This window comes from Actinocrinis sp., from assembly GCF_035938995.1.
GTDB lineage: Bacteria > Actinomycetota > Actinomycetes > Streptomycetales > Catenulisporaceae > DASZGI01.
Window position 1 is genome coordinate 1 of the sequence record NZ_DASZGI010000130.1, and the last position, 11,581, is coordinate 11,581.

The 11,581-nt window shown below is 71.5% G+C and carries 10 protein-coding genes and 1 pseudogene; all 11 read right to left on the reverse strand.

Features of this window, described 5'->3' with window-relative positions; translation table 11 throughout:
- Positions 1–503 (reverse strand): annotated as a pseudogene (locus VGZ32_RS08765) (integrase); the annotation flags it as partial.
- Between the two features lie 494 nt (positions 504–997).
- A complete protein-coding gene (locus VGZ32_RS08770) occupies positions 998–1,438 on the reverse strand; it encodes a DUF1931 family protein (protein ID WP_326885390.1) in 441 nt (146 codons plus the stop codon).
- Between the two features lie 57 nt (positions 1,439–1,495).
- Positions 1,496–3,178, reverse strand: coding sequence for an FAD-dependent oxidoreductase (locus tag VGZ32_RS08775; protein WP_326885382.1), 1,683 nt, complete (start codon positions 3,176–3,178; stop codon positions 1,496–1,498).
- The gene (locus tag VGZ32_RS08780) at positions 3,175–3,441 is read right to left on the reverse strand and encodes a UBP-type zinc finger domain-containing protein (RefSeq protein WP_326885383.1); all 267 of its coding nucleotides are present in this window, start codon (positions 3,439–3,441) and stop codon (positions 3,175–3,177) included. The genes VGZ32_RS08775 and VGZ32_RS08780 overlap by 4 nt, the downstream gene beginning before the upstream one ends.
- Positions 3,438–3,908, reverse strand: coding sequence for a thioredoxin (gene trxA, locus VGZ32_RS08785; RefSeq protein ID WP_326885384.1), 471 nt, complete (start codon positions 3,906–3,908; stop codon positions 3,438–3,440). The genes VGZ32_RS08780 and trxA overlap by 4 nt, the downstream gene beginning before the upstream one ends.
- Entirely contained in the window at positions 3,905–6,550 is a 2,646-nt protein-coding gene (gene clpB / locus VGZ32_RS08790; RefSeq protein ID WP_349263539.1) for an ATP-dependent chaperone ClpB, read from the reverse strand. The genes trxA and clpB overlap by 4 nt, the downstream gene beginning before the upstream one ends.
- Positions 6,541–6,924 (reverse strand): chaperone modulator CbpM, encoded by a 384-nt coding sequence (locus tag VGZ32_RS08795; protein WP_326885385.1) that lies wholly within the window; start codon positions 6,922–6,924, stop codon positions 6,541–6,543. Before VGZ32_RS08795 ends, clpB begins: the two co-directional genes overlap by 10 nt.
- Positions 6,921–7,910 carry a DnaJ C-terminal domain-containing protein gene (locus VGZ32_RS08800; RefSeq protein ID WP_326885386.1) on the reverse strand — a complete coding sequence of 330 codons (990 nt, stop codon included), beginning with the start codon at positions 7,908–7,910 and terminating at the stop codon, positions 6,921–6,923. Before VGZ32_RS08800 ends, VGZ32_RS08795 begins: the two co-directional genes overlap by 4 nt.
- Before the next feature lie 6 nt (positions 7,911–7,916).
- On the reverse strand, positions 7,917–8,486 hold the full coding sequence (locus VGZ32_RS08805) for a nucleotide exchange factor GrpE (protein WP_326885387.1): 570 nt from the start codon (positions 8,484–8,486) through the stop codon (positions 7,917–7,919).
- Between the two features lie 9 nt (positions 8,487–8,495).
- The gene (dnaK, locus tag VGZ32_RS08810; protein WP_326885388.1) at positions 8,496–10,415 is read right to left on the reverse strand and encodes a molecular chaperone DnaK; all 1,920 of its coding nucleotides are present in this window, start codon (positions 10,413–10,415) and stop codon (positions 8,496–8,498) included.
- A gap of 473 nt (positions 10,416–10,888) precedes the next feature.
- On the reverse strand, positions 10,889–11,578 hold the full coding sequence (locus VGZ32_RS08815) for an integrase core domain-containing protein (RefSeq protein ID WP_349263540.1): 690 nt from the start codon (positions 11,576–11,578) through the stop codon (positions 10,889–10,891).
- Between the last annotated feature and the right edge of the window lie 3 nt (positions 11,579–11,581).

The following is an 11,581-nucleotide window of genomic DNA, read 5'->3' on the forward strand; positions in this document are numbered from 1 at the left end:
GTGGTGGAGCTGCGCTCCGGTGCCGGGTCGATCCCAGCGTCTTTGAGTATCTCCCACACGGTGGAGGCGGCGACCTTCACGCCTAGTACCAGCAGTTCGCCGTGCACGCGGCGGTACCCCCACGACGGGTTCTCGCGCACCGGCCGCAGGATCAGCAAGCGGATCGAGCGCACGGTGCGTGGCCGCCCCACGGTCTTGGGTCGGCTGCGCTGCGCGTGCCGCCGGGCGATCAGGTCGCGGTGCCATCGAAGCACGGTGTCCGCGCGCACGATCAGGTGCAGGTGTTTGAGTACGCTCCTAGGGAGATGGTGCAGCAGCGCCGCGAGCAGCGCTCGATCACTCGGGGTGAACCGTACCCGCTGTGGACCGATCTGCCGTTGCAGGATGGCGAGCTGATGCCGCAGCGCCAGGATTTCCGCATCCTTGTCTCGATCGCTCATCGGCAGCAGCCGCACCAACGCGAACGCGTTCGCCACCCCGAGGTAGGCCAGTCGCAGCAGCACGACCGATCACCATGGCATGACGGTGGCCAGCGATCAGGATGTTTCGCAGTCCGCTACCTTACGCAACCCTGATCTAGCTCCCGGATGCGGACCCGACCAGCATGGATGAGGTTTTCGGCAGGCGTAACGCCTGGGCAGACCGGCTGTGGCTCTCTTCACTCTCCTGCCTGGGTGCGCGGCGACGCTGGGCTGCCATTTTCTCGGTCACTCCGGCCAGGCTACTGGCCTGGCATCGTCAGCTCGTCGCCCGCAGGCGGGACTGCAGCGCGCGCCGAGCGCGGGGACGATCGCCTACCGCGGCGGCATATCGCTGAATATCGTCCGCCGGATCAATGGGCGCAGCGAGACAGCACGCCAAGTGAGGATCAACCCCGCGTGTAGCGTCCCCACGGTCTCCACTGGTGAGCTTGCAGGGATACGGCCCGCCGGTTTCGCGCCGGTAGGCCGTATCCCGGTGACGCCGGACGACTGGGGCGTCCGGTCGTCCGTGCTCGTCACAACAGCAGGTCGAAGACGTCGATGGCCTGCTCCCACTCGGCGGTCTGCGGGTTGTGCCGCTCGGGCTGCAGGATCCGGAAGGTGCGTGCGAGCGCCACGCTCAGTCCGCCGGCGATGAGCGGCAGGCGGGCGCGCGTCTCCTCGGCCGCGACCAGGTCCACGGCCGGCTCGGCGGTCAGCTGGTCCAGCAGCGGCTGCAACTCGATCTCCTCGTCGATGCCGCGGAACGCGTGGATGCATTCCTGCAGGCCCTTGCCGATCGGCAGGTCCTGGGGTTCGACGACGTCGCGGCCGTTCGCGCGCGCGACGGCCTGCGCGATCAGGAACAGGTCGTAGATCTTGCGGTTGACGAAGTCGTCGTATCGCTTGAGGTCGTTCTTGTCGACGTCGAGTCCGGCCGCGGCGCGGAAGAAGCGCTCGAATTTGGATACGCCCATCACAGGCACGTGGATCACCTTCCCTGGTTGGTCGTGCGGCGAGGCTGGCGCCGCTGCTCACCTGTCGGCGGACGCCCCCACCTCCCTGAGGTACTCGTGCACGAGGCGGACGGACATCGCGCCCTCCCCGACGGCCGAGGCGACGCGTTTGATCGAGTTGCTGCGCACGTCGCCGGCGGCGAAGATTCCCGGCCAGTTCGTCTCCAGCACCAAGGGCCTGCGCGCGAGATGCCGCCAGCGCTCGGCGTCGATGGCCGGTGCGGCGTCGCGGCCCGTGAGCACCGCGCCGCGTTCGTCCAGGGCGAGGGCGCCGTTCAGCCACGCGGTGCAGGGTTGTGCGCCGATGAACACGAACAGTGCCTTGACCGGCACGGTGCGCCGCTTGCCGGTGTGCTCGTCCTCGACGAGGACCGACTCGATCTGCTTGTCGCCGTGCACCTCGCGCACCTCGTGGCGCAGCAGGACCTCGATGCGCGGGTCGTCCTCGATCCGGTCCACGAGGTAGCGCGACATGTCCGCCGCCAGATCGCCGCCGCGCACGACCAGGAGCACGCGCTGGGCCTGCGCGGCCAGGAACACGGCGGCCTGGCCCGCGGAATTCCCGCCGCCGACCACCGCCACCGGGGCGGCCCGGCACATCTGCGCCTCCCACGCGGTCGCCGCGTAGTGGATGCCCAGCCCCTCCAGCTTCCGGCTGCCTGGCACGTCGAGCCGGCGGTACTGTGCTCCGGTGGCCACCACGACCGTGCGGGCCGTCAGCTCGCCGCCGTCGTCGAGCCGGATCGCGTAGTGGTCGTCGTCGCGGGGCTCCAGACCGACCGCGGCCGCGGGCACGCTGATCCGGGCGCCGAACCGGGACGCCTGGATCACCGCGCGCTCGGCGAGCTGCGAGCCGGAGATCCCGGCCGGGAAGCCCAGGTAGTTCTCGATCCGCGAGGACGTGCCCGCCTGGCCGCCGGTGGCGACCGCGTCCAGCACGCCGCTGGAGAGCCCTTCGGAGGAGCCGTACACGGCTGCGGCGAGCCCCGCCGGACCCGCGCCGACGACCAGCAGGTCGTAGCGCGTCGGGCGTGGCGTGGTCGGGCGCAGCCCGACCGTCTCGGCGAGCTGCGCGTTGGTCGGGTTCCGCAGCACCTTGTGACCGCCCAGCAGCACGACCGGGGTCTGCGCGGCGGTGACGCCTAGCCTGCGCAGCAGCGCCTCGGACGTGCCGTCCTTCTCCAGGTCGATCCAGCGGTGCGGCAGACGGTTGCGCGCGCAGAAGGCGAGCAGGCGGCGGGTGTCGGGAGAGTACTGCGAGCCGACGATCCGCAGTCCGGCGCCCTGTCCGAGCATGAGCGAGCGGCGGTTGAAGTAGGCGCGCAGGATCAGGTCGCCGAGCTCGGGATCGCGGGTCAGCGCGGCGGTCAGCTCGGGAACCGGGACGGCCAGCACCTCTCCGGGTTCGACCACGACGGCGGTCAGGAACGCGACCTGCCCCTCCAGCAGCCCGAGTTCGCCGAGGAAACGGCGCGAGCCGTGTACCCGTACGACGTGCTCGTCCGCCCCGTAGCCCTCGACGATCGCGACCAGCGCGCTGAGCACGATGAAGAAGCTGCCAGGCGGCTCTCCCTCGCGGTAGAGCAGGTCCCCGGCCTTCACCGGGCGCAGTTCGCCGCAGGACTCGAAGACGGCGAGCTGCTCGTCGGTCAGCCTCGGAAACGCGCCGTCGCGGTCCGGCGTCTCCGCCAGGTCGGTCATACGTAGGCCTCGTGACTGTAGCACCAGCGCCAGTCCTCGCCCGGCTCGAAGGACTGGACGATCGGGTGCCCGACGCTGGCGGCGTGGCGGCGCGCGTGCTTCATCGGCGAGGAGTCGCAGCACCCGACTTGCCCGCAGGTCTGGCACAGCCGCAGGTGCACCCACGCCGAACCGATCCGCAGGCACTCCTCGCAGCCCTGCGGGGTGCGCGGCACGACCGGCCGCACCAGGCTGAGGTGCGGGTCTGCCAGCCGACGGGTCATGATGCCTCCGCCGGGCTCGACGCCGACCGCGCGTTGTCTTCCAGGGCCTGCTCCACCCAGTGGCGCAGCGCCGGGGCGGGCACCGCTCCGGCCTGCCGCGCGATCACCCTGCCCCGGTCGAGCACCATCAGGGTGGGCACGGCCTGAACCTCGAAACGCCGGGAGAGCGACGGCGAGGCGTCCACGTCGACCTTGACCAGCTTGATCTGCCCGGCCAGGTCGGCGGCCACCTGCTCCAGCGCGGGGCTGACCATCCGGCACGGACCGCACCAGGTCGCCCACAGGTCCACCAGCACCGGGATGTCCGCCTGCTCCGCGACCTGCGCGAAGCTGCCGTCGTCCGCGTCCGCGATCCATGGCAGCGGCCGGTGGCAGTTGCCGCACCTCGGCCGTCCCTCGGCGATGGCCGGAACCCTGTTGTTCTTCTGGCAGTTCGGACAGCGGACCGTCCTGGTCGGGGCGCTCACGGTGCGTCCTCCCCTCGTTCGGGCGGCTGGTCGGGCTCCTGGAACGTGACGGTCAGCTCGCCGCCCTGCGCGCCCACCACCACGGTCAGGCCCTCGCAGATGCCGCCGGCCAGCAGTGCGCGGCCGATCTTGGTCTCGACCTCGTGGGAGATGAAGCGGCGCAGCGGCCGGGCGCCGTAGACCGGGTCGAAGCCCTGTTCGGCGATCAGCCGGCGGCCCGGCTCGGTCAGCCGCAGCGTGATGCGCTGCTCGGCCAGTCGGCCGCGCAGCTCGTCGAAGAGCAGGTCCACGATCCGCTCGATCTGCGGCAGGCCGAGCGGGTGGAAGATCACCACGTCGTCGACCCGGTTGAGGAACTCCGGGCGGAAATGGCCGCGCAGCTCGCGCATGATCAGGTCCCTGACGTCGGGCTTGATCTCGCCGCCCGCGGTGGCGTCCTGTAGCAGGTACTGCGAGCCGAGGTTGGAGGTCATGATGATCACGGTGTTGCGGAAGTCGACGGTGCGCCCCTGCGCGTCGGTGATCCGGCCGTCGTCGAGCACCTGCAGCAGGGTGTTGAAGACGTCCGGATGCGCCTTCTCCACCTCGTCGAACAGCAGCACCGAGTAGGGCTTGCGGCGCACCGCCTCGGTCAGCTGCCCGCCCTCCTCGTAGCCGACGTACCCGGGCGGCGCGCCGAGCAGCCGGCTGACGGTGTGCCGCTCCTGGTACTCGCTCATATCGAGCCTGACGATGTTCTCCTCGCTGTCGAACAGCGCCGCGGCCAGCGTCTTGGCCAGCTCGGTCTTGCCGACCCCGGTGGGTCCCAGGAAGATGAACGAACCGATCGGCCGGCGCGGGTCCCGGATCCCGGACCGGGCCCGGATCACGGCGTCGGCGACCAGCTGCACCGCGTCGTCCTGGCCGATGACCCGCTGCCGCAGGATCTCGTCGAGCCGCAACAGCTTCTCCCGCTCGCCCTCCTGCAGCCGGGAGACCGGGATCCCGGTCCACGCGGCCACGATCTCGGCGATCTCGTCCGCGGTGACCACCTCGCGCAGCAGCCGGCTCTCGCCCTGCTTCGCGGCGAGCTGCCGCTCCTCGGCGGCCAGCCGCCGCTCCAGTTCGGTGATCGTGCCGTACCGCAGTTCGGCGGCGCGGTTCAGGTCGTACTCGCGCTCGGCCCGCTCCGCGTCCGCGCGGGTGCGCTCCAGTTCCTCGCGCAGCTCCTGGACCCGGCGGATGGCCTGGCGCTCGGCCTCCCACTGCGCGCGCTTGGCATCCGCCTCGGCGCGCAGATCGGCCAGCTCGCGGCGCAGCTCCTCCAGCCGGGCCCTGCTGGCCTTGTCCTTCTCCTTGGCCAGCGCCGCCTCCTCGATCTCCAGCCGGGTGACCCGGCGGGTCAGCTCGTCCAGCTCGGCGGGCATGGAGTCGATCTCGGTGCGCAGCCGGGCGCAGGCCTCGTCCACCAGGTCGATGGCCTTGTCGGGCAGGAAGCGGTCGGTGATGTACCGGTGGCTCAGGCTCGCCGCGGCCACCAGCGCGGTGTCCTGGATCTTCACGCCGTGGAACACCTCAAGCCGCTCGCGCAGCCCGCGCAGGATCGAGACGGTGTCCTCGACCGTGGGCTCGTCAACGAGCACGGTCTGGAAGCGGCGCTCGAGGGCGGCGTCCGCCTCGATGTGCTTGCGGTACTCGTCGAGGGTGGTGGCGCCGATCATGTGCAGTTCGCCGCGCGCGAGCATCGGCTTGAGCATGTTGCCCGCGTCCATCGCGCCCTCGGCCGCCCCGGCGCCGACCACCGTGTGCAGTTCGTCGATGAAGAGCAGGATCCGGCCCTCGGCCGCCTTGACCTCGGCCAGGACCGCCTTGAGCCGCTCCTCGAACTCGCCGCGGTACTTGGCCCCGGCGACCAGCGAGCCCATGTCGAGCGAGAACACCGTCTTGTCACGCAGCCCCTCGGGCACGTCGCCGCGCAGGATCCGCTGGGCCAGCCCCTCGACGATCGCGGTCTTGCCGACGCCCGGGTCGCCGATGAGGACCGGGTTGTTCTTAGTCTTGCGGCTCAGGATCTGGATCACCCGGCGGATCTCGGCGTCCCGGCCGATCACCGGGTCGAGCTTGTCGGCGCGCGCCTCGGCCACCAGGTCGCGGCCGTACTTCTCCAGCGCCTCATAGGCGGCTTCGGGGGTGGCCGAGGTCACCCGCTGGTTGCCGCGTATCCGGGTCAGCGCGGTCAGGAAGGCGTCGCGAGTGACGCCGCGCTCCTTCAGCCGGCGTCCGGCGGCGGTGGCCGAGCCCTCCTCGACCAGCGGCAGGACCAGGTGCTCGACCGAGACGTACTCGTCCTTGAGCCGCCTGGCCTCGCGTTCGGCCCCGTCCAGCAGCCGGGCTAGGCGCTGGGTGACCACGACCTGCCCCGGGCCGACGCCCGGTCCGGTGGTGCGCGGCCGTTTGGCCAGATCGGCGCTCAGATCGGCGCGCAGCGCCTCCACGTCCGCGCCGACCTGGCCAAGCAGCCGGGGCACCAGGCCCTCGGGCTGGTCGAGCAGGGCGATGAGCAGGTGCTCGCCGTCGACTTCGGTGTGGCCGAGCCGCACCGCGACGGTCTGCGCCTCCTGCAGCGCTTCCTGGGACTTCTGGGTGAGCCGGTTCATGTCCACGGCGTCTGCTCCTTGCCAGGGTGCCCGCTGCGGCGCAGCGCGGCTTCCAACTGCTCGATCCGGTCGAGCAGGTCGAGTACGAGACCGAGGGCGGCGTAGTTCAGGCCGAGGCCGGTGCGCAGCCGCTGGACCCGGGCGATCCTCGCCGGGACGCGGGCGTCGAACCAGAGCCGCCCGGCTTCGTCCCGGCTCGCGTCCACCACGCCGAGCGCGACGAAACGCTCAATGAGCTGCGGGTGCACGCCGCTGCGGTATGCGACGTCGTTCAGGCTCAACCGGTCGCGCTCGGCGCGGCGTGCGGCGACGAGGGTGTAGCGCGCCGTACTGACGCGGCCGTCCGTCCAGTCGGCGCCCTGTTGCTGACGCGGGGTCATGCCCGCCTCCTCGGGTCGAACGACGAGGCCGCGGCGAGCTGCTCGAACAGCTCCCGCTCCCGCTCGGTGGGCTCGGGCGGCACCATGATCCGGACCTCGGCGTACAGGTCGCCCGGCGCGCCCTTCGGGTTGGGCATGCCCTCGCCGCGCAGCCGCAGCCTGCGGCCGCTGGAGGAGCCCGGCGGGACGGCGACCTTCGCCGCGCCGCCCGGAGTGGTGACCGGGACGCTCGCGCCCAGGGCCGCCTCCCACGGGCTGACCGGCAGATCGACCGTGACGTCGCGGCCGGAGAGCCGGTAGCGCGGGTGCGGCGCGATCCGGACGACGAGGTAGAGATCACCTGCCGGCGCGTCGCCGTACCCGCGCCCGCCCTGCCCGGCCAGCCGGATGCGCTGGCCGTCGACCACGCCGGCGGGGATGTTCACCTCGTAGCCGCGCTCCCCGCCGGCGCCGCCGAGGGTGACCTTCCGGCGACCGCCGCGGTACGCCTCCTCCACGGTCAGCTCGAGCTCGGCCAGCTGATCCGCGCCCTGGATCGGGCCCGCGCCGCGACCGCCGAACATGCCGCCGAACAGGTCCTCGAAATCGATTCCCGAGCCACCGAAGCCCGCGCCCGAAAAGTCAGCGCCGGAGAATCCGGCCCCGGCGAAGTCCTCGCCGCCCGCGGTACTGCCGCCGCCACGACCACCGCTACCGCGGCCGCGCCGGAACCCGCGGAACGGCGAACCCCGGCCCGCGGCCACCCGCTCGTCGTAGTCCTGCGGTATCTGCCGGAAGTCCGGCCCGAACCGGTCGTAGCGGGCCCGGGTCTGCGGATCGGAGAGCACCTGGTAGGCCTCGTTGATCTCCTTGAACCGCTCCTCCGCCGACGGGTCCTTGTTGACGTCCGGGTGGTAGCGGCGGGCCAGCTTGCGGAAGGCCTGCTGGATCTCCTGGGCGTCCGCGGTCCTGCGGACGCCGAGCACCTCGTAGTAGTCGCTGGCCACGGCGGCTCACTCCTGCTTGCGGCTGACCACCACGGCCGCCGGGCGCAGCTGCCGGTCCGGCGGCACACCGTAGCCGGGCCGCAGCACCCTGACGACGGTCCCGGGGGCCGTGCCCGGCTCGTCGACCACGCCGACCGCCTCGTGCCGCAGCGGGTCGAACGGCACGCCGGTCTCGTCGTCGCGGGGGAAACCGAGCGAGGCGAGCAGGGCCACCGCCTGGTCCCGCACGGCGCGCACGCCGACGATGACGGCCGCCGGATCGCCCGCGGCGTGATCGAGGGCCAGCTCCAGGTTGTCCACCACCGGGAGCCAGGCCAAGCAGATGCGGCGCCGCTCGGCATCCGCCTCGTGCCGCAGCTCGCGGGCGTGCCGCTTGCGCAGGTTCTCCAGGTCGGCCAGCGCCCGCCGCCAGCGGTCTTCGAGTTCGGCCACAGTGGCTTCCAGCGCCCGCACGGTCGCGGCCGGGTTCTCCTGCCCGGCGGCGGTCTCCTGCGCGGAGACCGCCTGCGGGGCCTCGTTCCCGTCCTCGCCGGGCGTGAAGCCGCCGTCTGCCGTGGCACCGGGGTCGTGGGCCATGGCGCCGCCTCAGCTTCGATCGAACTCTGCGTCGATGACGTCGTCGTCCCCGCCGTCACCCGACGCACCGCCCTGCGGTGCCGAGCCCGGTTGCGCAGAACCTGCCTGCCCCGAACCCGCCTGCCCGGCCTCGCCCGGCCGACGCGCCGCGAGAGCCTGGTAGATCTGCTGCAGCTCCGAGGTCAGGGTACGCACCCGGTCCGGCGGCGCCTCGTCCTTGACCGCCGTCCGCGCGTCGCCGATCAGCAGTTCGGCCCGCGCCCGCTCGTGCTGCGGCGCGGCGTCGCCGAGCCGGGTGAGCTGCCGCTCCACCTGGTAGGCGATCGCGTCCAGCTCGTTGCGCGCATCGACGGCCTGGCGCAGGTTCTGGTCCTCGGCCCGGTTGCGCTCGGCCTCCGAGACCATCCGCTCGACCTCGGACTTGTCCAGGTTCGAGCTCTCGCTGATCGTGATCCCCTGCTGCGCGCCGGTGTCCTTGTCCCGCGCGCTGACGTTGAGGATCCCGTTCGCGTCGACGTCGAAGGTCACCTCGACCTGGGGCTCGCCGCGCGGCGCCGGCCGCACGTTCTCCAGCTGGAACCGGCCCAGCACCCGGTTGTCGGACGCCCGCTCGCGCTCGCCCTGCAGCACGACCACGTCCACCGCGGGCTGGTTGTCCTGCGCCGTGGAGAAGGTCTCCGACCGGCGCACCGGGATCGTGGTGTTCCGGTCGACGATCTTCGTCATCACGCCGCCGCGGGTCTCCACGCCCAGCGAGAGCGGTGTGACGTCCAACAGCAGGACGTCCTTCACCTCACCCTTGAGCACCCCGGCCTGGATCGCCGCGCCGAGCGCGACCACCTCGTCCGGGTTGACCGACATGTTGGGCTCCTTGCCGCCGGTCAGCCGCCGCACCAGGGCCTGCACCGCCGGGATCCGGGTCGAGCCACCGACAAGGATCACCTCGTCGATGTCGTTCGCGGACACCTTCGCGTCGCCCATCGCCTGCTGCACCGGGCCGAGGCAGCGCTCCACCAGGTCGGCGGTGATCTGCTCGAAGGTCGAGCGGCGCACCGTCTCGGTCAGGTGCTTGGGGCCGGACGCGTCGGCCGTGACGAATGGCAGGCCGACCTGCGTCTGGGTGACCGAGCTCAGCTCGGTCTTGGCCTTCTCGGCCGCCTCGAACAGCCGCTGTAGCGCCTGCGGGTCGGAGCGCAGGTCGATCCCGTTCGCCTTCTGGAAGCCGTCGGCGAGGTGGTCGACCAGCCGCCGGTCGAAGTCGTCGCCGCCCAGGTGCGTGTCGCCGGCGGTGGAACGCACCTCGACCACGCCGTCGCCGACGTCCAGGATGCTCACGTCGAAGGTGCCGCCGCCCAGGTCGAAGACGAGCACCGTCTCGTGCCCCTGCTTCTCCAGCCCGTAGGCCAGGGCCGCGGCGGTGGGCTCGTTGATGATCCGCAGCACCTCAAGTCCGGCGATCTTGCCGGCGTCCTTGGTGGCGGTGCGCTGCGCGTCGTTGAAGTAGGCCGGAACGGTGATCACGGCCTCGGTGACCCGCTCGCCGAGCGACTTGGCGGCGTCCTCGGTCAGCTTGCGCAGCACCAGCGCGCTGATCTCCTCGGGGGCGTACTGCTTGCCGCGCACGTCGAAGCGGGCGGTGCCGCCCGGCCCCTCGACCACGTCGAAGGCGACGGCCTTGGCCTCGTCCGACACCTCGTCGAAGTGCCGGCCGATGAACCGTTTGGCGGAGTAGATGGTGCCCTTCGGGTTCAGGATCGCCTGGCGCCGGGCCAACTGGCCCACCAGGCGTTCCCCGCTGTCGGTGAAGGCGACCACGGACGGAGTGGTGCGCGAGCCCTCGGCGTTCGGGATGACGGTGGGCTCACCACCCTCCCACACCGCGATGACCGAGTTGGTCGTGCCCAGGTCGATGCCCACTGCTTTCGCCATGAGCCGCTCCTTAAAGGGTCGGCACCGGCGCGACGCGCGACTTGTCAGCTGAATTCACGCCACGCTGATGCGGGCGAATCACCTGAATCGGTGAGAGAACGTCCCGCATACCGTCCTACCACCATCGTTCAGCCGGCGCGACCCGGCGTGCGAGCCAATCGTCCGCCGCCGAGCAGGCGTTCACATGGAAGCGGAGCCGGGCGATCACGACCTCCGTGTGTCCTTGCGGATCGCGTGGTCGAGCACCGCGCCGCGCTGGTCCTGTACCACCACCTGCGCCACACCTACGCCTCGCTGTTGGGCGACGCGGGGTTGGCCGCCACCGAGATCGCCGCGCGGCTCGGACACGCCAGCACCGGCCAATCCGAAGCCTACGTCCACCTCTATCCCGACCCCGACGAAGTCGAGCCTGTCGGGGCTCGCAATGGGGCCCGTGGTTGTGATCTGGCCTTGTTTGGGTGTGGTGTTGATGGTCAGGCGGCTCGTTTGTATTCGTTGATCAGCCCGCCGAGGATGGTTCGCCGTCGGATCCGGCGCTGTTCGGTGGGGTCGATGACCGTGGTCGGTGGGCGTGGCGGCTGCAGGTTGAGCGTGCGGTGCGGTCGGGTGTGGTTGTAGTGGCGCAGGTAGTCGGTCAGTACGCGGCACAGGTGGCGTTCGCCGAGGATCAGCTTCCGGTCGGTCAGCTCGGCTCGCGGGGTGCGGATCCAGCGTTCTGCGATCGCGTTCGCCCGCGGGCGGCGTGGCGGGGTCTTGACCGCGGTGATGTCTGCGTCGGCCAGGAGTGCGTCGAAGGCGTCGGTGAACTGTCCGCCGCGCCAGGTGAGCGGGTCCCGTTTCGGGGCGGGTGGGATGCGGCGTCGGCGCAGGTGGCGCTGGATCGTGGCGCGCGAGACCTCGATGCCAGGTTTCCGCAGCTCGCCGTGGATCCTGACATACCCCCACGAGGGATTCTCGATGGCCAGCCGCGTGATCAGCGCCGCGGTCTCGGGAGCGAGTGACGGCCGACCGGGCTTGTTCGGGTAGGTCCACTTCTTCGCGACCAGACGCCTGTGCCAGCGCAGCAGCGTCTCGGGCGTCACCAGCCGATGGCCACGCAACTGCTCGGGCAGCACCCGGGCAAGCGCGGCCAGCAGTGCGCGGTCCGTCCAGTCCGGCTTGATACC